Origin of the sequence: Actinoplanes hulinensis (assembly GCF_019429605.1) — a bacterium.
Taxonomy (GTDB): domain Bacteria; phylum Actinomycetota; class Actinomycetes; order Mycobacteriales; family Micromonosporaceae; genus Actinoplanes; species Actinoplanes campanulatus.
The window spans coordinates 1-25671 of record NZ_JAHXZI010000010.1 but is presented as its reverse complement, the minus strand read 5'-3'; the positions used below and the strand labels follow the sequence as shown (position 1 = coordinate 25671).

Annotated in this window: 24 protein-coding genes; 14 read left to right on the top strand and 10 right to left on the bottom strand. The window is 71.6% G+C overall.

The genetic code is table 11. The features are described 5' to 3' along the window. The first annotated feature begins 264 nt into the window (after positions 1-264). A complete protein-coding gene (locus KZ829_RS19765; RefSeq protein ID WP_308285580.1) occupies positions 265-1434 on the top strand; it encodes an amidohydrolase family protein in 1170 nt (389 codons plus the stop codon). A 655-nt stretch (positions 1435-2089) separates the two neighbouring features. Here KZ829_RS19765 and KZ829_RS19760 read toward each other — a convergent pair. After that, entirely contained in the window at positions 2090-3115 is a 1026-nt protein-coding gene (locus tag KZ829_RS19760; RefSeq protein ID WP_220145417.1) for a Gfo/Idh/MocA family protein, read from the bottom strand. Positions 3116-3395: 280 nt separating this feature from the next. Between KZ829_RS19760 and KZ829_RS19755 the strand changes: the two genes are divergently transcribed. Then, complete coding sequence (locus KZ829_RS19755) at positions 3396-4166, top strand: methyltransferase domain-containing protein (protein ID WP_246635953.1); 771 nt, start codon at positions 3396-3398, stop codon at positions 4164-4166. A gap of 27 nt (positions 4167-4193) precedes the next feature. Here the strand turns inward: KZ829_RS19755 and KZ829_RS19750 are convergent, their stop codons facing one another. From KZ829_RS19750 to KZ829_RS19735, 4 genes are all read right to left on the bottom strand, one after another. Continuing rightward, on the bottom strand, positions 4194-5681 hold the full coding sequence (locus KZ829_RS19750) for a glycoside hydrolase family 130 protein (RefSeq protein WP_220145415.1): 1488 nt from the start codon (positions 5679-5681) through the stop codon (positions 4194-4196). Beyond that, positions 5678-6760 (bottom strand): glycosyltransferase, encoded by a 1083-nt coding sequence (locus KZ829_RS19745; RefSeq protein ID WP_220145414.1) that lies wholly within the window; start codon positions 6758-6760, stop codon positions 5678-5680. The genes KZ829_RS19750 and KZ829_RS19745 overlap by 4 nt, the downstream gene beginning before the upstream one ends. A gap of 2 nt (positions 6761-6762) precedes the next feature. After that, the gene (locus KZ829_RS19740; RefSeq protein ID WP_220145413.1) at positions 6763-7917 is read right to left on the bottom strand and encodes a glycosyltransferase; all 1155 of its coding nucleotides are present in this window, start codon (positions 7915-7917) and stop codon (positions 6763-6765) included. A 162-nt stretch (positions 7918-8079) separates the two neighbouring features. After that, on the bottom strand, positions 8080-9081 hold the full coding sequence (locus KZ829_RS19735) for a glycosyltransferase family 4 protein (RefSeq protein WP_220145412.1): 1002 nt from the start codon (positions 9079-9081) through the stop codon (positions 8080-8082). A gap of 81 nt (positions 9082-9162) precedes the next feature. Here KZ829_RS19735 and KZ829_RS19730 point away from each other — a divergent pair, with 81 nt between their 5' ends. Next, positions 9163-10851 (top strand): alpha-glucosidase, encoded by a 1689-nt coding sequence (locus KZ829_RS19730; RefSeq protein WP_220145411.1) that lies wholly within the window; start codon positions 9163-9165, stop codon positions 10849-10851. Here the strand turns inward: KZ829_RS19730 and KZ829_RS19725 are convergent, their stop codons facing one another. Then, positions 10852-11637, bottom strand: a complete 786-nt coding sequence (locus KZ829_RS19725; RefSeq protein WP_220145410.1) for an SDR family NAD(P)-dependent oxidoreductase — start codon at positions 11635-11637, stop codon at positions 10852-10854. It lies immediately after the preceding gene. Between the two features lie 64 nt (positions 11638-11701). Between KZ829_RS19725 and KZ829_RS19720 the strand changes: the two genes are divergently transcribed. From KZ829_RS19720 to KZ829_RS19710, 3 genes are all read left to right on the top strand, one after another. Continuing rightward, positions 11702-12286 carry a TetR family transcriptional regulator gene (locus KZ829_RS19720; RefSeq protein WP_220145409.1) on the top strand — a complete coding sequence of 195 codons (585 nt, stop codon included), beginning with the start codon at positions 11702-11704 and terminating at the stop codon, positions 12284-12286. Positions 12287-12314: 28 nt separating this feature from the next. Further along, the gene (locus KZ829_RS19715) at positions 12315-12809 is read left to right on the top strand and encodes a TspO/MBR family protein (RefSeq protein WP_220145408.1); all 495 of its coding nucleotides are present in this window, start codon (positions 12315-12317) and stop codon (positions 12807-12809) included. Positions 12810-12922: 113 nt separating this feature from the next. Further along, the gene (locus KZ829_RS19710; protein ID WP_220145407.1) at positions 12923-15022 is read left to right on the top strand and encodes a peptidoglycan recognition protein family protein; all 2100 of its coding nucleotides are present in this window, start codon (positions 12923-12925) and stop codon (positions 15020-15022) included. Here KZ829_RS19710 and KZ829_RS19705 read toward each other — a convergent pair. Continuing rightward, positions 14987-16189 (bottom strand): FAD-dependent monooxygenase, encoded by a 1203-nt coding sequence (locus KZ829_RS19705; RefSeq protein WP_220145406.1) that lies wholly within the window; start codon positions 16187-16189, stop codon positions 14987-14989. The genes KZ829_RS19710 and KZ829_RS19705 overlap by 36 nt on opposite strands. A gap of 102 nt (positions 16190-16291) precedes the next feature. Between KZ829_RS19705 and KZ829_RS19700 the strand changes: the two genes are divergently transcribed. Next, positions 16292-17182 carry a TetR/AcrR family transcriptional regulator C-terminal domain-containing protein gene (locus tag KZ829_RS19700; protein ID WP_220145405.1) on the top strand — a complete coding sequence of 297 codons (891 nt, stop codon included), beginning with the start codon at positions 16292-16294 and terminating at the stop codon, positions 17180-17182. Here KZ829_RS19700 and KZ829_RS19695 read toward each other — a convergent pair. Beyond that, positions 17166-18071, bottom strand: a complete 906-nt coding sequence (locus tag KZ829_RS19695) for an NADP-dependent oxidoreductase (protein ID WP_220145404.1) — start codon at positions 18069-18071, stop codon at positions 17166-17168. The two genes, KZ829_RS19700 and KZ829_RS19695, sit on opposite strands and share 17 nt — an antisense overlap. Positions 18072-18125: 54 nt before the next feature. Here KZ829_RS19695 and KZ829_RS19690 point away from each other — a divergent pair, with 54 nt between their 5' ends. Together KZ829_RS19690 and KZ829_RS19685 are read left to right on the top strand one after the other, a co-directional pair. After that, entirely contained in the window at positions 18126-19166 is a 1041-nt protein-coding gene (locus tag KZ829_RS19690) for an SAM-dependent methyltransferase (RefSeq protein ID WP_220145403.1), read from the top strand. Between the two features lie 68 nt (positions 19167-19234). Next, positions 19235-19786 (top strand): hypothetical protein, encoded by a 552-nt coding sequence (locus KZ829_RS19685; RefSeq protein WP_220145402.1) that lies wholly within the window; start codon positions 19235-19237, stop codon positions 19784-19786. On the opposite strand, the gene KZ829_RS44045 is transcribed toward KZ829_RS19685, so the two are convergent. Further along, positions 19758-20048: a DUF1707 SHOCT-like domain-containing protein gene (locus tag KZ829_RS44045; protein WP_308285579.1), complete on the bottom strand. Its 291-nt coding sequence runs from the start codon at positions 20046-20048 to the stop codon at positions 19758-19760. The genes KZ829_RS19685 and KZ829_RS44045 overlap by 29 nt on opposite strands. A 52-nt stretch (positions 20049-20100) precedes the next feature. On the opposite strand from KZ829_RS44045, the gene KZ829_RS19675 reads away from it, so the two are divergent. The 4 genes from KZ829_RS19675 (at position 20101) to KZ829_RS19660 (ending at position 23039) form a co-directional block, all read left to right on the top strand. Continuing rightward, positions 20101-20946, top strand: coding sequence for a hypothetical protein (locus KZ829_RS19675; protein ID WP_220145401.1), 846 nt, complete (start codon positions 20101-20103; stop codon positions 20944-20946). A 53-nt stretch (positions 20947-20999) separates the two neighbouring features. Then, complete coding sequence (locus KZ829_RS19670) at positions 21000-21638, top strand: bifunctional 4-hydroxy-2-oxoglutarate aldolase/2-dehydro-3-deoxy-phosphogluconate aldolase (RefSeq protein WP_220145400.1); 639 nt, start codon at positions 21000-21002, stop codon at positions 21636-21638. Further along, entirely contained in the window at positions 21635-22564 is a 930-nt protein-coding gene (locus tag KZ829_RS19665; protein ID WP_220145399.1) for a sugar kinase, read from the top strand. Before KZ829_RS19670 ends, KZ829_RS19665 begins: the two co-directional genes overlap by 4 nt. A 64-nt stretch (positions 22565-22628) precedes the next feature. Then, the gene (locus KZ829_RS19660) at positions 22629-23039 is read left to right on the top strand and encodes a PRC-barrel domain-containing protein (protein WP_220145398.1); all 411 of its coding nucleotides are present in this window, start codon (positions 22629-22631) and stop codon (positions 23037-23039) included. On the opposite strand, the gene KZ829_RS19655 is transcribed toward KZ829_RS19660, so the two are convergent. Further along, positions 23018-23779: a TioE family transcriptional regulator gene (locus KZ829_RS19655; protein WP_246635971.1), complete on the bottom strand. Its 762-nt coding sequence runs from the start codon at positions 23777-23779 to the stop codon at positions 23018-23020. The two genes, KZ829_RS19660 and KZ829_RS19655, sit on opposite strands and share 22 nt — an antisense overlap. Before the next feature lie 64 nt (positions 23780-23843). Between KZ829_RS19655 and KZ829_RS19650 the strand changes: the two genes are divergently transcribed. After that, a complete protein-coding gene (locus tag KZ829_RS19650; protein WP_220145396.1) occupies positions 23844-25436 on the top strand; it encodes a DUF6194 family protein in 1593 nt (530 codons plus the stop codon). Positions 25437-25671: the final 235 nt, after the last annotated feature.

Here is a 25671-nt window from a genome sequence, read left to right as displayed (position 1 = left end):
GATCCCACCACGCCGGCGACGGATCCGGCGTCCCTGGTAGTTGATTCCGCGGCGCCGCAGGCGGGTTCCCCGTCGTCGGTGGCTGATTCCGCGGCGCCGGGGGCGGGTTCGGCGTCGTCGGTGGTCGCCCCCACGGTGCCGGAGGCCGATTCGGCGTCGTCGGACAGCGGTTGTGAGAAGTCCTCGACTGAGCCGGCCTGCTGTGGTTCGGCGGGCGGTTGCGGTTTGTCAGCGCTGCGTCGCAGCAGCGGTCCTCGACCTTCGGTGACCGTCGCCGAGGAAACCGAGATCCCACCGTCCGCCGTCCCACCGTCCGCCGTCCCACCGTCCGCCGTCCCACCGTCCGCCGTCCCACCGTCCGCCGTCCCACCGTCCGCCGTCCCACCGTCCGCCGTCCCACCGTCTGCCATCGCGCCGGCGGCTCCGGAGTGGCTGGTGGCGGAAACCGTCTGGTGGGGTGGGCGGCTGCGGTCCGGGGTGGCCCTGCGGGTCGCGCCGGACGGGCGGGTGCGGCCGGTGCCCGCTGAACTCGCGCCGGACGGTGACGGCACACGGCGCTTCCCGGGCACGCTGCTGCCGGGGCTGGTGGATGCGCATGTGCACTCGGCGCTGGTCGATCTGGGCACGGTCCGGGCCGGTGGGATCGCCGAGGTGTGGGATCTGGGCGGCGTTCCCGAGAAGGTCGCCGCTCTCGCCGAGCGGTCCCGGAAACCTGACGCCGGCCTGCCACGGATCCGCTATGCCGGACCGTTCCTGACCGCTCCCGGCGGTTACCCGAGCGATCGGCCGTGGGCGCCGGCGGGCAGTTGGCGAGAGATCTGCTCGGAGGCCGACGCCGACACAGCGGTGGCCGAGGTACGGTCCGGCGGCGCGAACCTGATCAAGGTCACCGCGCACGCCGGCGGGCCGATGCCGGGCCCGGCCACGCTGGCCGCGCTGGTCGCCTCGGCGCGCTCCGCCGGGCTGCCGGTGGTGGTGCACGCGGAGGGCGCCGGAACGGTGGCCGCCGCCCACGCGGCCGGTGCCGACATGCTGGCGCACACCCCCTGGACCGAGCGGATCGACGACGACCTGCTACGTGCCTGCGCGCAGCGGATGACCTGGATCAGCACGCTCGACATCCACGGCTGGGGCGAACCGGACCCGGCATCCGGGATCGCCGTCGACAACCTCCGGCGCTTCCTGGAGTACGGCGGAAACGTCCGCTACGGCACCGACCTGGGTAACGGCCCGCTCCCACCGGGCATCAACATCCGTGAGATCCGGTTGCTGCTGTCGGCGGGCCTGCCCCCGGACGGCGTCCTCGCCGCGATGACCGAGACCGACAGTTCGACGATCTCCTGGATCCCGGGCGGCCTGGACCTCGCCAACCTCCCGGACTCGCTGGCCACTGCCCGGGTAGTAGGCCCTGACATCCACCCACGGGCTCTCTGAGGGACACGAGAAGACCACCGACCACCGCGCTCCCCGCCTACCACGGCACCCCCGCGAGTTGCGCTCCCCACGCCCGCGCTCGCTGCGGTCTGCGCTCTCCACGGTGCGCTCCCCGTGCCGCGCGCTCGCTGCGGTTTGCGTTCTCCACGGTGCGCTTCCCGTGCCGCGCGCTCGCTGCGGTTTGCGCTCTCCACGGTGCGTGCCCCCGCTGGCCCGGGCACATCGAGAGTTGCTCTCCACGGTCGGCGCTTCCCACCGCCGTGCTCCCGTCCGATCTTGGACGATTGCCCACCGCCTCCGGTGGCGAATCGTCCAAGGTCGGGTCGAGCTTGGTGGGCGTGCGCGCGAGGTCTGTGTGGGTGGTTGAGCAAGCCACTCCGCGCGATCTTGGGTGTCTGTCCACCGTGTTGGGTGGTGGATCGTCCAAGATCGCGCGGCAGTGGGCAGCGGCAGCGGCGGGTGCAGCGGCTGCGGGTGCAGCGGCGGTGGCGGGTGCAGCGGCTGCGGGTGCAGCGGCGGTGGCGGGTGCAGCGGCTGCGGGTGCAGCGGCGGTGGCGGGTGCAGCGGCTGCGGGCGCAGCGGCCGCGGCAGAAAGGAGGGGGTACGGGGGAAGCGGGGGCGGGGCCGTCGGGACGGAGGGCCGTGTCGGGGAGGGCTAGAGGGTGACTGCGATGCCCTGTGTGGCGCTGGTGCGGGCCGCGTCGAGGATCTCCATGGCGCGGACCGAGTCCCACGGGTCGACCGGGAGCGGGCCCTCGCCGAGGATCGCCGAGGCGACGGCCGGGTAGAACGTGTCCCAGCGGCCGCGGCAGCTCTCGACCGGGGCGCCGGTGGCGCCGCGGAAGAGGTGACCCCAGCGGTGCTCGGGTTCGGCGCCCCAGCGGTCGCCGAGTTTGGCGGGGCTCTTACCGGCCTTCAGCATGTCCTCCTGGCAGTCGAGGAGGGCCGAGATGTAGGTGCCGGCGGTGCCGCTGACCCGGAAACGCGGGCCGGGGCCGGCCTGCCGCCAGCTGCCCCACAGGTGCGACTCGACGCCGTTCTCGTGGTGCAGGGCCAGGAAGAAGTCGTCGTCGAGGCCGCCGTCGGGGCCATGCACCTCGGCGTAGACCCGGGTGGCCGGGCCGTGCAGTTGCAGCGCCTGGTCGACGAGGTGTGAGCCGAAGTCGAGGAGGGTGCCGCCGCCGGCGTCCTTGGGCAGGCGGTCGGGCGCCCAGCGTTCCATCCGCGACTCGAAGCGCCGGACCGTGCCGAGCGAACCGTTCTCCATCAGCTTGCGGATGGTGAGCAGGTCGGAGTCCCACCGCCGGTTCTGGTAGACGGTGAGCGGGACGCCCGCCTCCTCGGCGGTGGTGACCAGCTTGCGCGCGGTTTCGGCGTCCAGGGCGAACGGCTTGTCGACGACCACCGCGAGACCGGCCGCGATCGCCTCGTACGCCAGTGCGGCGTGGGTGGCGGCGGGCGTGGAGATGGCCACCGCCTGGACTCCGTCGGCGGCCAGGGCGGCGATCGAGTCGTACGCCGTGACGCCCGGAAGCCCCTCCGCCATCTGGGCCCGGCGTTCCTCGGACGTGGTGACCACGCCGACGAAATCGATGTTCTCCGCCGACGCGATCAGCGGCGCGTGGAACACCCGGCCGCCGGTGCCGTAGCCGACCAGCCCGAACTTAACCCGTTCGATCATGTCCGGAAGTTTTACACATCGGTTGCCGGCCTGTTGCCTGTGATTCCACTCGTCACGTGTGACACATGGAACATCACGGTCTGTGTGGGTTGGTTCCTCCGGCCGGACGTGTGCGGATGCCGCACACTCGCCGGTCGATCTAGCGAAAGGGCAGGTGCCGCGCCTGTCGGATGGATGACGAGGAGCCCCGATCGGTGACGGGGAGATGAACAATTGCGGGATGGAACCCGCGCAGAAGGACCGGACGCCCTTTTCTGACATCGACGCCTTATCGGCTCAGATGTCGGAAATCGTGCTCGACGCGCTCACCGCCATGGGCCGCCATCCGGAGATCCAGCGGGTGCGCCGCGTCGCGTTCGACTCGCTCGGCCCGCGACCGGGGCAGCGGCTGCTCGACGCGGGTTCCGGCTCCGGTGACGTGGCCCGGATGCTGGCGGGGATGGTCGGCGGGTCCGGTGAGGTGCTCGCTGTCGACTATTCGGCGTCGCTGACGGCGACCGCGATCGACCGTCACGACGGCAGCAACGTGCGCTACCTGACCGGTGACGTCTGCGCCCTCGACCTGCCGGACGACTGCGTCGACGGGGTCTGGTGCGAGCGGGTCCTCCAGCACGTGGACGACGCCGACCGGGCGATCGGCGAGCTGGCCCGGGTGACGCGCCCCGGCGGCCGGATCTGCCTCGTCGACACCGACTGGGGTTCGCTCGCCTTTGACGGCATGCCGACCGGCCTGGGCGAGGTGGTGATGGCGCACGTCCGCGGGCACTTCACCCCGAAACAGCACGACATGGGGCGTACGCTGCGGCGCCGGTTGGTCGCGGCCGGCCTGACCCGGCTGAGCGCGACCCCGGTCACCTGCTTCTTCGCCACTCCCGAATCGGCCGCCGTGGTGCTCCCGATGGTCAACCCGGAGGTGCCCGTCGAGGTCTGGGCCACCCCGCCGGGCCTGCGCGACGAGTGGCTGGCCTGCGTGGAGGCGGCCGGCGCGAGCGGAACCTTCCTTGCCGTCCTCACCATCTGGGTGGTCACCGGTACGGTCCCCGGCCGCTGACATCCGACCGGGGACGGTCCCGGGCCGCTAGCCCCCGACCGGCTGCATGCGGCGCAGCAGGTCGTCCAGCGGCATGCTGGCGAAGCCGATCCGTACGTCACTGGAGGCGTACGGCAGCCAGAACCGATCGTCGTGGACGAGCCCCCCGCAGGAGTAGAGCACGTTCGGCACGTACCCCTCACGTTCGACCTCGTCCGGGTCGATCAGCCCCTGCGGCAGGTCGGCGATGACCCGCTCGGGATTTTCCAGGTCGAGCAGCATGGCGCCGATGCCGTACCGCCGCATCGGGCCGACACCGTGGGTGAGCACCAGCCAGCCGGCCTCGGTCTCGATCGGTGACCCGCAGTTGCCGACCTGGATCAGTTCCCAGCCGCGGTGGGGCACGAGCAGCGGGCCGGCCGGCTGCCAGCGGTGCTGCTCGTCACGCACGGTCAGGCCCAGGGTCTCGCCGTCGGAGCGGCAGAGCGCCATCTTCTTCCCCCCGACGTAGCGGGGGAACAGCGCCATGCCCTTGTTGCGGGCGGCCGGGCCCTGGAGCGTGGTCACCTCGAAGTGCCGCAGATCCTTCGAGTAGATGACCCGCCCGGAGATGTTGAACCCGTCGTACGCGGTGTAGGTCGCCTGGTAGGCGGGCCGCCCGTCCGGGTCGACCACCTGCACGAACCGGGCGTCCTCCATGCCCCGGCTCTCGCTCGGCGTGGCCGGCCAGAGCACCCGCTGGTGCAGCGGGATGGTGGCCGGAAACGTCACCGCATAGTCGTCGCCGACGATCCGGCGGATCAGTTCGAGGCTCATCGGGGTGGTCGGCCGGGCCAGCAGTTCGGTCGGCAGGTGGCCGATGATCTCCTCGAACACCGTGTCGTCGTAGCGTTCGGGGAGAGCGTTGAGCACGTACGCGGAGGCCTCGTTGTCCATGTCCTCGTCGCCGAGCGCCGCGACCAGCTGGTGCCGCATGTGCTTGGCGCCGACCCGGTTGCCGATCATCAGCGGGCCGCCGCGGTCCTCCAGCCGGATGGCCCCGCCGGGCCCGAGCACCACGCTGCAGAACCCGATCGACGAGATGTGCCCCTCACCGATCTGGCGCAGGCTGAGCGCGGCCCGGATCTCCCCGGGTTCCAGGTCGCCCTGGTCCGGGTGCGGCACCATCGACGGGTTGCAGAGCGCCGCGGCCTCCACCGAGAACTCGTGGCTGAAGTACGCCCCGATCAGGGTGCGTGCGGCCGGCGACAGTTCGATGTGCGACGGCACCCGGTGCTGCACCACCTCGTAGTGGTGCTGGAAGGTGCCGAGGATGTCGTGATGCCGCCCGGAGAACTGGCTCAGCACGTCGTCCAGCTGGTTGTTGATGTCCGTCTCGTCGAGTCGCAGGATGCGCTCGATGAGGCTGGACGCCCGGTTGTGGGCGACTTGCGCGTCCTCGCCCGGGACGAAGAGCTTGATCACGACACGCCGGTCGTCCGGCGTCATGGTGATGTTGTGACGGGTGATGTCGATGGTGTTCACCGTTGCTGTCACGCTAGGCCGCCTGACGGTCTGGTCGCGCTCCGGCTCGCGAGCGTTCGCGCATGCTGCAGCGTGGAGACGAGCGCGAGGGTGGATTCGGCTCCTTGGTTCACATTAGGACCATTAGCCTTCAACCCGTCATAACATCCGCCAGTCTCGCTATCGGACATCACCGTTCCGGTGTCGTTGTCGCCGAAGAACCAGGCGATCGCCTGGAAGAGCGGCGCGTCCCAGCCGTCGTCGCCGGTCACCGCGGCCGCCGTGGCGCAGGCGTCGGCCGTGGCCGCGGCTTCGATCGGCTGCTGGTCGTACCGGTGGCGCGGCACGCCCGGCCGCCAGCCACCGACCGGGACGGTGGACAGGTGCCCGTCGTTCTCCTGCATCCGGCACAGCCACGTCAGCATCCGCAGCCCGTCGGTGAGCAGGCCCTCGTCGCCGAGGAGATCCCCGGCCGAGATGATCACCTCGGGGAGCGCCGGGTTCGCATAGGTGAGCTCCGGTTCCGGCCAGATCCACTCCGGATCCGGGCCGGGTGTCCCGATCGCCGTGGCCGCGTCGCCGAGCAGGTCGGCGGCCGCCCGGTCGTGCGGATCGGCGCGGAGCACCTCGGCGGCGCCCAGCCCGGCGAACGCCATCGCCCGCGGCCAGGCCGACCGGCAGGCCACGCCCTGCCGGAAGGCGTTGGCCGCCTCCCGGCGGATCCATGCGGACGGGCCGCGGGCCGCGGCTGTGCCCAGCCCCCACATGGCCCGGCCCCACCAGTCGCCGAGGCTCGGCTCGTCCAGCCAGCGGCGGTCGTAGCTCAGCCGGTTGCGGAAACCCCCGTCGGCGCCCTGCGCGTGGGTGAGGAACGCCAGATAGCGCTCGGCCAGCCGGACCAGATCCGGTCCGGGCCGGGGTTCGCGGGACGCCACGAGCAGCCCCCGCGACACGTCGTCCACGCAGTAGCCGTGCTCGCGCCGGGCGATCGCGTTGCGGGCGTGTTCGAGCAGCCCGGTGTCGTCGGAGAGCCGGAACACGTGGTCCCAGCGAGGGGAGGGAAGGTCGTTGAGTCGGATCGGCGGCGGAACCAGCCGCAGTGACAGTCCCATGCCTATGCCGAAATCGTGGCGGCGGCGAGCGGGCGGCGGGCGGCGATCAGCCTTGCGGCCAGCGCCTGGTAGCGGGCGGCCACCGCGGGCCAGCGCAGGGTCGGCCCGCCGCCCAGCCCGGCCAGCCGGCCCGGCAGGCCCGGCTCGGCGAGCACGTGCCGGATCGCCACCGCCATCGCCTCCGGATCCTGATGGGGTACGAGCAGCCCGGGCCCGTCCGCGAGCAGTTCCACCGCGTGCGGGAACTCGGTCGCCACCACCGGGATGCCGGCGGCCACCGCCTCGATCAGCACACCCGAGGTGACCTGCTCGGTGGAGTCGTACGGCAGCACCACGGCGTCGGCCGACCGGATCAGCCGGGACAGTTCGGCCGGCTCCAGGTACACGTCGGACCATCGGACGCAGTCGTCCACCTTGAGGTCCGCGGCGAGTTCCTTGAGCGAGTCGCGGTAGACGTCACCCTGCTGTTCGAGCACGTGCGGATGGGTACGGCCGGCGACCGTGTAGGCCGGGCGCGGGCGTACGTCGTCGAGGTGGGCGAGGGCCCGCAGCGCCCACTCGATGCCCTTGCCCGGCCCGAGCAGGCCCCAGGTGAGCAGGTGCGGGCGGTCGTGTTCCTCGCGCGGGGCGCCGCTGTAGCTGCCGGCGCCGTGCGGGATCATGGTGATCTTGCGCTGGTCGACGTCGTACCGGGTGGAGAGCCGCTGCCGGGCGGTGTCCGTCATGGTCACCACGGCGTCGGCGGTGGCCACGATCTGCTCCAGCACCTCGCGCTGCAACGGGTCGGGGTTGGCCAGCACGGTGTGCAGCACCACGATCCCGGGCACGCGCAGCGCCCGCAGCACCGGCAGCACCTCGGCGCCGGCGTCGCCCGGGTAGATGCCGTACTCGTGCTGGATGATCGCCACGTCGAAACAGTTCAGCGCGGTGGCGGCGGCCACCCAGCCGCCGGCCCGGTCGGTGTTCCAGGTGTGTACGACACGTGGTGCGGCCCGGTCGAGCGCTATCCCTCCGCTGGTGTTCTCGTAGGCGAGTAGGCGTACCACGCCTGATCCGCCGGCGCCGCCGGTGAGGTGGGTGGCGAGTGCCGCATTGAAAGTCGCCAAACCGCATTGAGTGGGGGGATAAGTGCTCAAAAACCCGTATGTCGCGGGCATTACTGGGCCTTTCTCTCCTCGGCCGGCTGCATACCACGCAGCACGGACTCAGCGCGCGCGGGCACGGTGCCGTGCACCGCGGGTGAACAGCGCAAAGTCGGCACCGGAATAGAGCCTGTTCAACGCGCAATTCACGTTGCGACGTTAACAAGATCTGGCTATTCAGCTGATGATGTTCCGGTAAATCGCCAGGTACTGGTCCACCATCCGGTCAGCCGAGAAGCGTTGCCGGGCGCGCGCCGAACAGGCCGCCCGGTCGATGTCCGCGATCCTTTGCACCGCGGCAACCGCTTCGTCGGCCCCATCGACGAGGTGGCCGGTCACCCCCTCGTCCACCACTTCCGGCATCGACCCTTTCCGGTACGCGATGACGGGCGTCCCGCAGGCCATCGACTCGACCACGGACAGCCCGAACGGCTCGGCGAACCGGATCGGGTGCAGCAGCGCCGCACCGGAGCCGAGGATCGTTCCCCGCTCGTCCGGGCCGACCGAGCCCAGATAGACCACCCGCTCGCCGTCGATGAGGGGTTCCACGCATTCGGCGAAATACTCCCGGTCCTGCACGATTCCGCAGATCACCAGCCGGCGGCCGGCCCGCCGGGCGATCTCGATGGCGATGTCGGTGCCCTTGTCCGGATGGATTCGCCCGAACAGGATCAGATCGTCGCCGCCGTCGGCGTGGAACGGCAGCCCACTCAGGTCGACGCCGTGGTGGACGGTGGCCAGATAGTCCAGGTCGGGGGAGCGGTCACTGTCCGAGATCGAGACGAAGTGCGACCGGGCCCGCCGGTACGCCGGCAGGATGTTGTTCCCCGAGAAGCCGTGCACCGTGGTCAGCATCGGGGTCCGGCAGTGCGCCGAGAACGCCAGCGGAAGCCAGTCCAGGTGGTTGTGGATCAGGTCGAACTCGCCGGACCGCTCCAGCGCGTGACTGACGTGGATGGCTTCCCAGACCCGGCCGTCGATGTCGGCGTTCTCCTCGTACCCGGCCGCCACGACGCCGTCGAGGGTGGCCTTGGTGACCGAGTCCAGAGTGGCGAAGAGCGTGACGTCGACGCCGCGGTCGGTCAGCCCCTCGGCGAGCAGGCTGGTGATCAGTTCCCACGGGCCGTAGTGCAGCGGCGGCGTGCGCCAGGCGATCGGCCCCAGAAGCGCAATCCTCATGACAAACCAGAACTCTCGCCCATAACCACCTGGTCAGTATGCATCGCGGCAGCGGGCCCGTTTACGTGTTAGAGAAGACCGATGACGGATTCGTGGTGGAAGAAGTCGGTCGTTTACCAGATCTACCCGCGCAGCTTCGCCGACGCGGACGGCGACGGCATGGGCGACCTGCGGGGCGTCATCGATCACCTCGACCATCTCGCCGAGCTCGGCGTCGACGTGCTCTGGCTCTCCCCCGTCCACCCCTCGCCGCAGGACGACAACGGCTACGACATCAGCGACTACCAGGACATCGAGCCGCTCTTCGGCACCCTGGAGATCTTCGACGAGCTGCTGGCCGGGGCACACGCCCGGAACATGAAGATCATCATGGATCTGGTGGTGAACCACAGCTCCGACGAGCACCGGTGGTTCCAGGAGAGCCGCTCCTCGACGGACAACCCGAAACGTGACTGGTACTGGTGGCGGCCCGCCCGTCCCGGCATGGAACCGGGCGCCCCGGGCGCCGAGCCGACCAACTGGGGCTCCGTCTTCGGCGGCCCCGCCTGGGAGTTCGACGAGAAGACCGGCGAGTACTACCTGCACCTGTTCTCGAAGAAGCAGCCCGACCTCAACTGGGAGAACCCGGAGGTCCGGCAGGCCGTCCACGCCATGATGCGCTGGTGGCTGGACCGCGGTGTGGACGGCTTCCGGATGGACGTCATCAACATGATCTCCAAGGACGTCAGCCTCCCGGACGGCCGGCTGACCGCGGGATCGGCGTACGCCGACGGCTCCGCGGCCTTCATCGGCGGCCCCCGCCTGCACGAGTTCCTCCAGGAGATGCACCGCGAGGTCTTCGAGGGCCGAGACGGCCTGCTGACCGTCGGCGAGATGCCCGGCGTCACCGTGGACGAGGCCGTCCTGCACACCGACCCGGTACGGCACGAGGTCGACATGGTCTTCCAGTTCGACCACGTCTGGGTCGACCGTGGACCCGACCCGTGGCTGCTGGTCCCGCTCCGGCTCACCGCGCTCAAGGCGATCCTCGGCCGCTGGCAGGCCGGCCTCGCCGACGTCGGCTGGAACAGTCTCTACTGGAACAACCACGACCAGCCCCGGGTGGTCTCCCGGTACGGCGACGACGGTCCCGCCCACCGGGCCGCCTCCGCCAAGATGCTCGGCACCGTCCTGCACCTGCACCGCGGCACGCCCTACGTCTACCAGGGCGAGGAACTCGGGATGACCAACTACCCGTTCGGCGGCATCGACGAGTTCCGCGACATCGAGGCCCTCGGGCAGTACCGGCAGGCGGTAGAGCTCGAAGGGCGTACCCCTGAAGAGGTCTTGACGGTGTTGCGGGCCCGCGGCCGGGACAACGCCCGCACACCGATGCAGTGGGACGACTCCCCGCACGGCGGCTTCACCACCGGCACACCGTGGCTGCCGGTGAACCCCAACCATGCCGAGATCAACGCGAAGGCGCAGCGGGCCGACCCGGGCTCGGTCTTCCACTACTACCGGCGACTGATCGAACTGCGGAAGACCGAACCCGCGGTGGCCGACGGCGACTTCACCATGCTGCTGCCGCACGACGAGCGCGTCTACGCCTTCACCCGTCGTCTAGGGAGCACGGAGCTGCTGGTGATCGGCAACTTCTCCGGCGTGGAGGCGCACGCCGCGATCGACGGGTGGGACGGCGCCGAACTGCTGCTGACCAACCTGGAGCCACCGGCCGGCGGGCCGCACCTGGCCCCCTGGCAGGCCGTCGTCTACCGCCGCTCTGTCTGACTATCCGGTCCGGCGCATCATCGCGCCGAGTGCGGCCGTCGTGACCCGCCGCCCGGCCAGTCGCCCAGCGTTGATCATCAGGCTGTTCATCCGGCCGGTGATCAGGCTGGGCGGCGGGTTGCGCCGGTCCAGCGCCCGCAGCGCCAGGTCGACCACCCGGTCGGCGTGCATCCGCCGGGTGCCGCCGTCGGCGCCCTGACCGGCCACGTCGAAGAACTCCGTCTCGGTGGCGCCCGGCGACAGCGCCATCACTCGCAGCCCGGTGCCGCGCGACTCGGACCAGAGCGCCTCGGTGAAGCTGAGCACGTAGGCCTTGGTCGCCGCATACACCGCCAGGGTCGGGCCCGGCTGGTAGGCGGCGATGCTCGCCACGTTGAGCAGCACCCCACCGGGCTGGGCGCGCAACCGCTCGATGAACGCCCGGCTGATCTCGGTCAGGCTGGTGACGTTGAGGGTGATCTCGTCGGTGATCCGCTGTGGATCCGCCTCGTGGAAGAGCCGGTGCGTGCCGAACCCGGCATTGTTGATCAGGCTGGTCACCTCCAGCCCGCGCTCGGCCACCGCGGCGCTCAGCTTCGCGCCCGCGCCCGGCGCGGCCAGGTCCATCGTGATCGGGGTGACGGTCACGTTCGGCAGCTCGGCGGCCAGGCTCTCCAGCCGGTCGGTGCGCCGGGCGACGAGCACCAGGTTCGAGCCGCGGGCGGCCAGGCGCCGGGCGAACAGGGCTCCGAGCCCCGAGCTGGCCCCGGTGATCAGGGTGGTCTGGTTGCGATAATCGACGGCCATGGGTGGCACGCTATGCCGATTTGGCACTCAGTGTCAATCAGGCATGGCGTGTTAGGGTGCGGTCATGTCGCTCTGGTCCCGGACCCGCAACACCGTCTACCGCGAGATCACCGCGACCGCGATGGCGCTGTTCCTGGAGCGCGGCTTCGACGCCACCACCATCGACGACATCGCCGCGGCCGCCGGCATCTCCCGGCGGTCCTTCTTCCGCTACTTCGGCACCAAGGAGGACGTCGTCCTCGGTGACCTCATCGCCAGCGGGGACCTGGTCCGCCAGGCGCTGGAGGCCCGCCCCGACGACGAGGAGGTGTGGACCGCGCTGCGCAACGCACTGCACAGCGTCAAGGACACCGCCTTCGACGAGCCGACCATGCTGAAGATCTTCACGATGGTCCACGAGACCCCCTCGCTGCGTGCCCGCAGCATCGAGAAACACCTCCAATGGCAGGCGCTGCTCACCCCCGAGGTCCGCCGCCGGCTGGGCGCCGATCCCGCGGACCCCTTGGATGTACGCGCGGACGCGCTCGTCGCCACCGTGATCACCTGCCTGGACGTGGCGGGCGACGCCTGGACCCGTTGCAACGGCGCGGTCCCCCTGGAGACTCTCTTCGACGCGGCCGCCGCCGCCGTCCGAACGCCGGGGGGGTAGGCGGGGGCGAACGGGGTAACGGGTGGACATGACCAGTCATGTGATGCGCGGGCGCGGTGGGACGGTTTCACCCTGGCTGGGGCTTGCCGGGTTCGGGGGCGCGGTGGCGGTGGCCGCTCTTCTCGGTGGGCTGGGGGTGGCCGGGACCGCGGGTGAGTACCAGGGTCTGGAGCAACCCGCCTGGGCGCCACCGTCGGCGGTGTTCGGGCCGGTGTGGACGGTGCTCTACGTGATGATCGCGGTGAGCGGGTGGCTGGTCTGGCGGCGGACCGGATGGTCGCCGGCGCTGAACTGGTATGCCGTTCAGCTCGTCCTGAACGCGATCTGGACGCCGATCTTCTTCGGATTCGGGCAATACGGCCTCGCACTGGTCGACATCGTGATCCTCTGGGTGTCGATCGGAGTGACCGTGTGGAAGTTCCGGCCGGTCTCGAAGGCCGCGGCCGGGCTGCTCCTGCCCTACTGGGCGTGGGTCACCTTCGCCACCGCGCTGAACGCGGCGATTTGGCTCATGAATCACTAAATCTGAGCAATTTTCACAGAATGTACCACCTGTCCCGTCTGTCCCCGGCAAGGTGTCAGGTGGCCCCGGCGTATCCGACATGACCCTTTTGCCGGTGGCCGGGGGAGTTCTCTATGCGCCGCAACCGGCTCACCGCACGTCTCGTCGCCGCCCTGATGGCCGCCACTCCGGCGGTGGCTGTCGCGATCACCGGAGGTGCCGCGCCGACTCCGCCGACTCCGGCCGAGCCGGTGCTTCAGACCTTCCCCCTGACCGCGTGGCGGGATGAAGCGGTGTTCAGCGGTGGGATGCGGCTGGTCGCGGGCCGGGCCGGGGCGCGTACCGCGGAGTTGGCGCGCCGGGCGACGGAGCCGTTCAGCCTGGTAGGCGTCACCTGGAGCGACCCGAAGGCGGTGCCGGCCGGGGCCATCGAGGTGCGCACCAGGGGCGCGGCGACCGGGCGGTGGACGTCCTGGCAGCGGCTGGAGACCGACAACCCGGATGCTTCCGCCGGGGCCGGTGGCTCGCATGTCCGCGGGGCGAGCGACCCACTCTGGGTGGGGCCGTCGGACGGCGTCCAGGCACGGGTTGTCGGCGCCGTCCTGCCCACCGGCCTGCGTGTCGACCTGATCAACCCGGACGCCCGGGGGACCGCGACAGTGCCCGGGGCCGCCGGCCTGGTCCCGGTGGCCGGGGAGGCGGCGGGGCGTGAGGAGCGGGCCGGGGTCGCGGGCAAGGTGGCGCTGCCGCTGCGACCGGTGCCGAGGATGGTGACCCGGGCCGGCTGGCGGGCCGACGAGTCGATCGTCGAGGAGCCGCCCGAGTACACCGGCGCCGTGCAGGTGGTGTTCGTGCACCACACCGCGACCGGGAACGGCTACGGCTGCGCGCAGTCGGCGGGGATCGTCCGGGGGATCGAGGCGTACCACGTCCGGAGCAAGGGGTGGAACGACATCGGTTACAACTTCCTGGTCGACAAGTGCGGGCAGATCTTCGAAGGGCGCGCGGGCGGGGTGCACAGGTCCGTGCTCGGCGCGCACACGCTCGGTTTCAACGCGAACGCCACCGCGGTCGCGGTGATCGGCGACTACGGGTCGGTGGCGGTTCCGGCGAGGGCGCGGGCCGCGGTGGCGCAGGTGGCCGCGTACAAGCTGGGGGCCGGGAGGAATTCGGCGCTCGGCCGGGTGCGGCTCGTCTCCACCGGCAGCGACCGCTACCCGGCCGGGAAGGCGGCGGTTCTGTACCGGATCTCGGGGCACCGGGACACCGGGCGGACCGAGTGCCCGGGAAACTCTCTCTACGCGCTGCTCCCGTCGATCCGCCGGATGGCGGGGGCGGCTCCGTCCGGGCTGCGGTACCGGGGGGTCAACGCGGCCACCCGGCGGGCCGGCCGCTACTACACCAAGGGGCCGGCCGGACCGGCCTGGGATCTGGACACCCCGACCCGGATGCTGGACCGCTTCGAGGTGTGGGTGGACGGCCGGCTCGCGGCGGCCGTGCCCGGCGGGCACCGGCAGGCTCCGGTGCGGCTGACCCCGGGCGAGCACCTGGTCACCGTCAAGGCGGTGCACCTGTCCGGCCGGATCGCCACGACCAGCGCGAAGGTCGTCGCGGACGCGGTCGCGCCCGCCTTCACCCGTGCGCCGCTCGTGTCGCTGCGGGAGGGCGCGGTCGGCGCCACCGCCCCGGTCCGGGTCGACTGGGGGCTCAGTGACACCTCCGGCGTCCGATCGGTACGGATCTCCGGCGAGACCCTGACCGGCGCCGCCCGGGGGATCACCGACACCGTACGGCTCGGTGCCCCCGAGACCTGGTCGGTGAGCGTCACCGACCAGGCCGGGAACACGAGGAACGGCGCGGTCACCCGTACCCCCGTGGTGTTGACCGAGGCCGGTGCACCGCGGACCGGAACCTGGCGCACCGTGCGCGACCGGGGGCATCTCGGCGGCGCAGCCGGCGCCGCATCGGCCGCCGGATCGTCGTTGACCTGGCGTTTCACCGGCAGTTCGGTGGCTCTGCTGGCGGCCCGGACCGCGATGTCCGGCCGGGTCCGGGTCTATCTGGACGGCGCGTTCCAGGGGGTCGTGGATCTGCGGTCCGGCGAGCCCCAGTACCGGAGGTCGGTGTGGACGCGGACGTGGCGAACCAGCGGCACCCACACCGTCCGGGTGCGGGCCGAGGGCACCACGGGCCGTCCGTCAGTGGTGCTGGACGGGCTCGTCTATCTGCGCTGACAGCGCCGGATAGTCACGCAACGTGATCCGCTCGGCCTTGCTGAACTGCCGCGCGGCGATCTGACGGGACGGCCACCGGGTCATCATCCGGGTGGAGAACGCCCGTAGACGGATCGCCGCCCGGCTCATCGGCGCGAACATCGCCATCCCGCCGGGCGGCAGTTCGAGGCCACTCTCCACGTAGTCCGCCATCGCACCCTGATAGGCCGCGAAGGCTCGCTCCGGATCGGCCGCCCGGGTCAGCTCACCGGCCAGCACGTACCCGCCGACCAGGCTCATGCTGGTGCCCAGTCCGGCCAGCGGTGACCCGCAGTAACCGGCGTCGCCGAGCAGCACGGCCCGGCCGCGCCACCAGCGGTCCACCCGGACCTGGTTGATCGAGTCGAAGTAGAAGTCGCCGGCGCCCGGCATCGCGGCCAGCAGATCCGGGATCCGCCACCCGGCCCCGGTCATCCGATCGCTGACCAGGCGTTCCGCGTCGGCCCGGGACAGCCGCTCGTAGCTCGGGTCCGGGTGCCGGAAGCTCAGCCCCGCCTTCACGGTGCCGTCGTTCTCCGGGCGCAGGTAGGCGACCCGGCCGCCGGGCGCGTTGTACATCAGCATCCAGTGGCCTAGGTCGCCCGGGTCGGGAACGGTGAAGTACGCGGTGTAGCCGCCGAGGTAGCGGACGAACCGTTCCCGCGGTCCGAAGGCGAGCGCCCGGACACCGGAGTGGACACCGTCGGCGCCGATCACTACGTCGTACCGCTCGGTGCCGCCGCTCGCGAACGTCACCGTCCCGTCGTCGACGGCGGTGACCCGGTCGCCGAACCGGTAGTCGACGCCGGGTGTGGCGTCGAGCAGGATCCGGGCCAGGTCGCCGCGGGCGATCTCGATCTCGGCGACGATGCCCTCGCCGCCGAACGCGTCGGCCGGCATCTCGGCGAGTCGCCGCCCGGTTCCGTCGACCAGGGCCCAGCCGCGCTCGTCGACCTGGCGCCGCCGGATCGTCTCGCGCAGGCCCATCCGCTCGACCACGGTGCGGGCCACGCCCCGTACGTCGACCGCGTGCCCGCCGGGGCGCGGCTCCGCCGTCCGTTCCACCACGGTCACCTCGGCGCCGGCCCGGTGCAGCCAGAACGCGCACGCCGGCCCGGCGATCCCGGCGCCGGAGATCAGTACCCGCATTTCCCCGCTCCTCTGCGTACTCTGTACATCGATGTACTAGACGCTAGGACCGAGTTCAGAAATGGCAAAGCCGCACTAGTACGGGGAGGCTGGTGTACTACCGTGGACGCGCCCTACCGCCGGATCGTCGCCGACATCCGCGACCGCATCGAGGCCGGTGGACTACGTCCCGGCGACCGGGTGCCGTCGGCCCGGGCCATCACCCGCGAGTGGGGCGTCGCCATCGCCACCGCCACCAAGGCGCACGCCGCGCTGCGTGAGGAGGGCCTGACCGTGGCCCGGCCCGGCGTCGGCACGGTCGTGGCCGGGCCGGTCCCGCCGCACGACACCGACCTGAGCCGGGACCGGATCGTGGCCGCGGCCATCGCTCTCGCCGACCGCGACGGGATGGCCGAGCTGTCCATGCGCCGGATCGCCGCCGAACTGGACGTGGCGACCATGTCCCTCTACCGGCACGTGCCGGGCCGCGACGAACTGATCGTCGCCATGATCGACGGGGCGCTCGGTGAGCTGCGGGTGCCGGCCCGGCACACCGGCGACTGGCGGGCCGACCTGGCGTCCTGCGCCCGCGCCGTGTGGCAGATCTTCCAGCGGCACCCGTGGCTGGCCCTGTCCATGTCGCTGACCCGGCCGCAGCCGGCGTACAACGCGCTCCGCCTCGGCGAGTGGATCATGAGCACGGTGAAGCCGACCGGACTCGCCGTCCCCGACCGGTTCATGGTGCAGGTGCTGCTGTTCAGTTTCGTGCGCGGCGTGGCGAGCGCGCTCGAACCGGAGGCGCAGGCGATGCGGGACACCGGAATGACCGACGACGAGTGGATGGAGCAGCAGGGCGCCGCCTTCGAGCGGTTCGCCGCGCGGCATCCCGCACCGCACTACGAGCAGTTGTTCAGTGGTGAGGCCGGCTTCGAGTTCGACCTGGACGTCCTCTTCGAGTTCGGCCTGGCCAGGTTCATCGACGGGCTCGGCGTGTGGATCAGCTCCCGAACGTGACTACCACCTTGCCGCGGGCGTGCCGCGACTCCACGGCCGCGTGCGCCGCCGCCACCTCCTCGAACGCGAACGGCAGCACCGGCAGGGTGATCTCGCCCGCGGCGGCCAGCGCCACCACCTCGGCCAGCCGCTCCGGGGAACGGCCCGCGCGCACCACCCGGGCGCCGTGCTCGGCGGCCGCGCGGTCGTCGACGATCGTGCCGACCCGCTCCGGCGCCACACCCAGCGCGATCGACTGCGCGATCGCCTCGCCGCCTCCGGCGTCCAGGGCCACGGTCGGCTTCAGGCCGGTGGCCCGCACGGCTTCGAGCAGGTCGATTCCGTACGGCACGGGCGTCGCGCCCATGGCCCGCAACCGGTCGTGATTGCCGGGACTCGCCGTGCCGATCACGGTGGCCCCGGCCCGGACCGCCAGCTGGGTGGCGATCGACCCGACACTGCCCGCGCCGGCGTGCACCAGCAGCACGTCACCGGCGGTCACGTCGAGTTCCAGCAGGGCGCCGCTCGCCGTCTGCGCCGCGGCGACCAGGCCGGCCGCCTCCGGGAAGGGCAGGCTGTCCGGTTTGGCGACCAGGTTCGCGGCCGGGACGGTGAGCAGCTCGGCGACGGCGTTCAGCATGGTCGAGCCGAGGACCGGGTCACCGGCGCGGACGTTCTCCACCCCGGGGCCGGCGCGCTCGACGACACCGGCGTACTCCTGGCCGATCTGCTGCGGGAACTCGGCCCGCACCCAGGGCATCACGCCACGGCGTACCGCGACGTCGAACGGTTGGACACCGGCGGCCCGTACCCGGACCAGCACCTCGCCGGGCCCGGGCACCGGATCCGGCAGTTCGGCGACGTGGAGGACCTCGGGCGGACCGAAACGGTCGAAGACGGCAGCTCGCATGAACGAAGCCTGCAAGCTCAACGAGGGTTGAGGTCAAGCGGCAGGCTGGACGGCATGACATCACCGACCGCCATCCTGGGTGAGCGCCTGCTCGGCGCGCTCACCGGCGCCCTCGAACTCTGCACCGTCGAACTCGGCCGCCAGCTCGGCCTCTACACCGCGCTGCGGGACGGCCCGCGCACCCCGGCAGGTCTCGCCGCGGCCGCCGGAATCGACGAACGGTACGCCCGTGAATGGCTGGAACAGCAGGCCGCGGCCGGCTTCCTGAACTCCGGCGACGACGGTTTCGCCCTCGCGCCCGGGGTGGCCGAGGTGCTCCTCGACGAGGACGGGCCGGCGTACGCGGGCGCCGCCGGCGAGTTCGCCCTCGGCATCGCCCTGCTCACCCCGCGGGTCGTCGAGGCCTTCCGGACCGGCGCCGGAGTGCCCTACACCGAGTACGGCCACGTGCGCCACGGCATCGCCGGCTTCAACCGCCCGTTGTTCACCCATCTGCTCGGCGGCGAGTGGCTGCCCGCCGTGCCCGGCATCGACCGCCGCCTGCGCGACCGGCCCGGCGCGCGGGTGCTCGACCTGGGCTGCGGCATGGGGCACTCGTCGGTGGCCATGGCCCGCGCCTACCCGGCGATCACGGTCCACGGCGTCGATCTGGACGAGCACTCGATCAGCGAGGCCCGGCGGGTCGCGGCCGAGGCCGGGGTCGCCGACCGGGTCGGGTTCAGCACCGGGGACGCGGTCGCCGCCGCGGGCACCTACGACCTGATCACCGTGTTCGAGGCGCTGCACGACATGGGCGACCCGGTCGGGGTGCTGCGCAACGCCCGTGAGCTGCTCGCCCCCGGCGGCAGCGTGTTCATCGCCGACGAGCGGGTCGCCGACGAGTTCACCGCGCCGGCCGGGGAGGTGGAGCGGTTGCAGTACGCGTTCAGCGTCCTGCACTGCCTGCCCGCCACCCGGGCCGAGGACCCGGTGCTCGCCAACGGGACGATCCTGCGTACGCCGACCCTGCTCGGCTGGGCTCGCGAGGCCGGATTCACCACGCCCGAGGTGCTCGACATCGAGAACGACTTCTGGCGCTTCTACCGGCTGCGGTGACCGTCGGCCCGCTCCCCGCGAGGAGTGGTTGACAGACCGCCCGGCGCGGGGCTCGATACGGTGAACGGGTGTCTCAGATCCCGTGGTGGGGGCTGCCCCTGGTGGCTGTCGTGTTCGCGCTCGCCGGTGCCGCCGTGGCGCACCTCGTCGCCGCCCGTAACAAGGTGCTGCTGACCCGGGAACGCCGGGACCGGCAGTGGTATGAGGAACGCAAGGACGCCTACTGCCGGTTGATGGCCGCCTTCGACCGGGCCACCCACAGCCTGCGGGCCGCCTACGAGGCGGGTGAGAAGCCACCGCCCGCGCTGGTGTACGTGGACCAGGTCGGCCCGGCCCTGATGCCGGTGCGGCTGCTCGCCTCCGGCCCGGTGCGCAGCGCGGCCCTCGCCGTCCACCTCCAGCTGGAACGCCTGCACGGGGAGATGAATCCGGCCGGGGTGGTCGGGGTGCACCCGCACACCCACTTCCGTGAGCTGCTGGCACAGGTTCCGCTGGTCATGCAGCAGTTCGAGGCGGCGGTCCGCGAGGAGCTGGGCATCGTGGACACTCCGCCGAAGTCGTCGCCGTCGCTTAACGGGCGGGCGCGGTCGCTCAGCGAGCCAGACCGAGAACGACGCTGAAGACGACCAGCACCAGGGCCGCGGCCAGGAACGCCCACAGCAGATGACGGTTGTCGTCGGTCTGCGAGCCGGGACCGGTGTCGGGGACCGGTAGATCGGCCGTGACCGCGGCCAGATCGCCGTGGGTGCGGCAGGCGAGGGCGCGGTCGACGCGCTCGGTGAATTCATCAAGTGTCAAACGACCTGCGGCCGCATGCTTTTCGAGCATGGCGACGACACGGTACCGTTCCGCGTCGGAGGCCCTGAGGGTTGGGTCAGTCACGGCGACAGGGTAACCTCCGCGAACTTTCCCCCCACCTGAACGGGAGATCGAGATGGCCAACAGTTTGCTGGTGATAGAACGCCTGCTCCGAGACCGGGACGGCATCTGGAACCAGATCAACGAGGAGCGCGACCTCAAGCAGCTCACCGGGCAGATGCTGGTCAGCTCGGCGCTGAGCCTGGCGCTGTACGGCGCGGTCCTCGGCTTCTCCAACGGCGCCATCCAGGCCGCCGCGTCCTTTGTGAAGCTTCCGCTGCTGTTCCTCGCCACCCTCGCCATCTGCCTGCCGACCCTGTACCTGTTCAACCTGGTCTTCGGGGCCAAGCTGTCGGTGCTCCAGGCGCTCACCCTGATCATGGTGACCATTACGGTGACCGCCGTGCTCACCCTGGCGTTCGCGCCGATCAGCCTGTTCTTCCTGATCACGGCCCAGAGCTACGCGTTCTTCAAGCTGCTCAACGTCGGGATCCTGATGCTGACCGCGATGGTCGGGCTGCGCTTCCTGACCGCCGGCATGCGGGCCCTCAACGAGCACCAGGAGGCCAAGGCGCTGGCCGCCAAGAGGGCCGCGCAGAAGCCGGTGATCGCCGCGCCCGCCGAGCCGGCCGTGGACGCGTCCGACAAGAACGGCGCCGTGCTCACCGCCCCGGCGCCGGTGAAGACGCAGGTGCAGATCCCCGATTTCGGCTCGCGCCCCCCGGCCGCCCCCGACGGCTCGACCAGCATGACCCTGCTCTACATCTGGATCCTGCTGTTCGGCTTCGTCGGCACCCAGCTCGCCTGGACGCTGCGGCCCTTCTTCGGCAGCCCGGGCAAGGACTTCCAGCTCTTCCGCAGCATCGGCGGCACCTTCTACGCCGACGTCTTCGACACGATCGGCCGCCTGCTGGGCGGCTGAGCCGGCGATCGGAGAGTCTGGCTGCAAACGTTTGCATCGGGCAGGATCGAAAGGTGACCGATCAACGCGCTCCCCTCGATCCTGTCTCCGCCGCCATCGTCGACAGCGGTCTCGTCGCCGTCCTCCGGGCCCCGACCGCCGACGGGTTCGCCGCCGTCGCCGATGTGCTGGTCGCCGCCGGCATCACCGCCCTCGAGGTCACCCTCACCTCGCAGGGCGCCCTCGAGGCGATCTCCGGCCTGCGCCGGCAACTGCCGGAAACCGTCATGGTCGGCGCGGGCACCGTTCTCACCGACGACGACGCGAAGGCCGCGGTCGACGCCGGCGCGGCCTTCCTGGTCGCGCCGGTCAGCGGCCTCGGCCCGCAGTCCGTCCCGTTCTACCCCGGCACGTTCAGCCCCACCGAGATCCACGCCGCGTTCCAGGCGGGCGCCCCGCTGATCAAGCTGTTCCCGGCCGGTGGCCTCGGCCCCGGCTACCTCAAGGACGTGCGCGGCCCACTGCCCGGCGTGCGGATCATGCCGACCGGCGGGATCGGGCTCGACGACATCGCCAAGTGGCTCACGGCCGGCGCCGTCGCGGTCGGCCTCGGCGGCCCGCTGATCGGCGACGCCGCCACCGGTGGCAGCCTCACCGCCCTCGCCGCCCGCGCCCGCCACGCGGTCGACGCCGTCGCCTTCGCCCGCTCATGACCGGCGGGCTCCTCACCCTCGGTGAGTCGATGGGCATCTTCGTGGCCGAGGGGATCGGCCCGCTGGAGCACGCCCGCGGCTTCACCCTCGGTGTCGCCGGCGCGGAGAGCAACGTCGCCATCGGGGTGGCCCGCCTCGGCGGTTCCGCGACCTGGCTGGGCCGTCTCGGCCCGGACGCGACCGGCGCTCTCGTCGCCGCCCGCCTCCGGGCATCGGGGGTCCGCGTGCTGGCCGTCCCCGGCGAGGCGCACACCGGCCTGATGATCCGCTACCGCAGGTCCGGCGAGTTCATCCAGGCCGACTACCACCGGGCCGGCAGCGCGGGCTCCCGCCTGGCACCGGCCGACATCCCGCGCGACGAGGTGGCGGCGGCCGGGATCCTGCACGTCACCGGCATCACCCCGGCGCTGAGCGACACCGCCCGGGCGGCCGTCTTCCACGCCGTCGAGGAGGCCCGCGCGGCCGGCGTCACGGTGTCGGTGGACGTCAACTACCGCGGCAAACTGTGGTCGCGGTCCGATGCCGCCCCGGTGCTGCGCGACCTGGTGAGCCGGGCCGACGTGGTGTTCGCCGGCCCGGACGAGGCGGCCCTCGTCGTGGACTCCGCCGACCCGGTGGACGGTCTGGCGAAACTCGGGCCGTCCGAGGTGATCGTCAAGGACGGGGCACGCGGCTGCACGGCCTCGATCGCCGGCGAGCGGTTCGACGTCCCGGCGCTGCGGGTGACGGCGATCGACCCGGTCGGGGCCGGGGACGCGTTCGTGGCCGGCTATCTGGCCGACCGGCTGGCCGGGGAGGACCCCGCCCGGCGGCTGCGCACCGCGATCGCCGCGGGCGCCTTCGCGGTCACCGTCCCGGGCGACTGCGAGGGCCTGCCGGATCGTGCCGAACTGGCCGCGCTGAACGGAAGTGACATCGTGCGGTGATTAGCCCGCGGTGCGGTGGGTAGCAGATGAACAACGGCGAATTCATCGATTTGAGGAGGCCGTCATGCAACCTACGCCGTTCACCCCGTGGACCTGGCGTGAACCGTCGGCACTGGGCGACGACCCGGTGACCGTGGAGAGTGCCGAAGAGACCGGGCGGACCGGCGTGGACCTGGTCGGTTACCGAGTCGAGGCGACCGATGGCCACATCGGTTCGATCGACAAGGCCAGCTACGACGTCGGCGACGCGTTCCTCGTGGTCGACACCGGACCGTGGATCTTCGGACGGAAGGTTCTCCTCCCGGCCGGCATGGTCCAGACCTTCGATCACACGGAGCGGAAGGTCTACGTGGACCGTACGAAGGAGCAGATCAAGGACTCCCCGGAGTACGACAAGGAGACCTTCGAGACGCCGGAGTACCGCCGGCAGGTGGGTGACTACTACTCCGGTAGTTACCGCGACTTCCCGTACTGATCGCCGAGATGCGCCGCCCCGCCCGTGACCCCTACGGGCGGGGCGGCGTCCGTCCGCTCCAGGAATTCCGCCAGCCGCGCCGATCCGGTCAGCATGGCCCGGCCGCGGGCGGTGAGCCGCTCCCGCCACTGCTCGATCGACGCGGCAAGCGGCCCCGGACCGCCCGCCGCGCGAACCTGCTCGATCACGGTCGCGATGTGATCCAGCAGGTACCCGCCGCGGCGCAGCAGGTGTGCCAGTTCGGCGTCGCGGACGTCGTCGGGGGAGTAGACGCGGGCACCCTTCGACCGCTCCGGGGTCAGGATCCCGGCCCGCTCCCATTTGCGCAGCGTGGCCGGGGTGAGGCCGAGCCGGTGGGCGAGCGCGCCGACGGGGAGCGGCCGATCCGACGGTGGCCCGGACGGGGCCTCGACCAGGGCCGCGGCGACAGCGGCCACGGTGTCCCGGTCCCGGCGCGACTGCACGTGTGCGGCGTCGATCAGGGCCAGAGCGGCGTCGATGTCGTCCCGCAGCACCGCCCGCATGATCTCGCCGGCCGTGGCGTGGCCGTACCCGGGAATCAGCCCCAGGTAGGCGGCCAGCGCACCCACATGATCGCCGGTGTAGATCCGGTACCCGCTCGCCGTGCGGCCGGCCGGCGGGATCACCCCGGCCCGTTCGTAGTTGCGGATCGCCTGGGCGGACAGCCCGTGCGCCCGCGCCAGATCCACCGGCCGGTGAACCCCGTTTTGAGACTTCAGCGCACTCTCTCCAGGTAGATCGAAGGAAAGTTTCAACCGCTGGTTCAACGATACGGTTGAGGTCATGGCTTTCGACACCGAGCTCCAGTCCCTGATCTCCGGGCGCCGGCCGCAACTGCTGGCGCTCGGCGAGCCCTACCACGCCGAACCGGCCTTCCCGCGCCTGCGCAACCGGATCCTCGAGACGCTCGCCGGCCACGGGTTCCGGTCCATCGCGATCGAGTCGGACCGGGCCGCCGCGCTCGCGGTCGACGACTACGTCCGCGGCCGCCGCGACGACCTCGACCTGAGCACCGGCATCAGCCACGGCTGGGGCGAGCACCCGGCGACCCGCGAACTCATCGACTGGCTGCGCGCCCACAACGAGAAGCTGCCGCCCCACGAGCGCGTCGCCTTCCACGGTTTCGACGCCCCGACCGAGATCGAGGCCGCCCCCAGCCCCGGGAAATACCTTCGTGAGCTGCGCGAATACCTCGGCGTCCCGGCGCCCGACCTGGATCGCCTGATCGGCGACGACGCCCGCTGGACCGCGCCGGAGATCATGTACGACGCGGCGCGATCACCCGGCGGGTCACCCGAGGCAGCCGCGCTTCGCGGCATCGCCGAGGACTTCAAAACTCTCCTGTACGCCCACGCGCCCCGCCTCGTCGCGGACACCTCCCCGGCCGCCTGGCACCGGGCGAAGGTGCTCGCCACCACGGCCGTCGGCCTGCTCACCTACCACGCGGCGATGGCCGTGCCCGGCACCCAGTCGGAGCGGATCGGCCGCCTGCTCGGGGCGCGCGACGCGATCATGGCGCAGAACCTGCTCGACATCCTCGCCGTCGAACGCGACCGCGGCCCGGTCCTGGTCGCCGCCCACAACACCCACCTCCAGCGCGGCCCGAGCCGCTGGGAGACCCACTGGGAAGGCGTCGACCACGCCGCCGAGTGGGCCGGCGCCGGCTCGATCGTCTCGGCGCTGCTCGGCGACCGGTACGTCTTCGTCGCCGGCAGCCTCGGCGCCAGCGCCCCGGCCGGGCTCGGGCGACCGGAGACCGGCACCTACGAGGAACGGCTCGGCGCCGAGACCGCCCTGCTCCCACCGCCGGCCGGCGAGGACCTGCGGGAACGGCGGACCGACCTGCTCGGCCACTTCCCGCTGACCACCGGGATCGTCGAGGCGAGCGACGCGATCCTGCACATCGGCCACGGGCCCGGCGCGGCCGTCGCCGCCCGGATCAGCGGGATGCCCGGGGTGACCGAGACCCGGATCGAACCCGGCTCCGAGATGCCGCCCTACACCTGGGGCGACCGGTTCTTCTTCGCGGGCGACGACCGGATGCGGCCGTTCGCCACGATCGTCCACGCCGACGTGCCCGACTTCGACGAACGGTCCCGGCTCTCCGGGGACGGCCGTCACCGGCTCAACATCGAGGTCGGGCGGGACGAGTTCCGCACCCTGTTCGGCTACGGCCCGGAGGAGTTCGCCGCACACAGCGAGAAGATCGACTTCGCGGAGGTGGACACGCTGATCCCACATCCGGCCTACGCCGTGCAGGGCTGGGTCAGCGTCGTCGACCCCGGTCCGGCCACCGTGGACGAGGTCGAACGCCTGGTCACACGGGCCCGGGTGCGGTCCGCCGCCCGCGAGCGGCGCCGGAGCAGGGAGTCCTAGGAGCAGGGAGTCCTAGGAGCAGGGAGTCCTAGGAGCAGGGAGTCCTAGGTGTGGGGAGTCCTAGGAGCAGGGAGTCCTAGGAGCAGGGAGTCCTAGGTGTGGGGAGTCCTAGGCCGTGTATCGAAGTCGGTGGTGGTGGGTGGAGAGGATCACGCGCGTCGTTGATCGATAGACAGTGAGGTCTCCGGTAGACGGTTTAGCGACCAAGCAGAACCGGAGACCACCGGAGACCTCG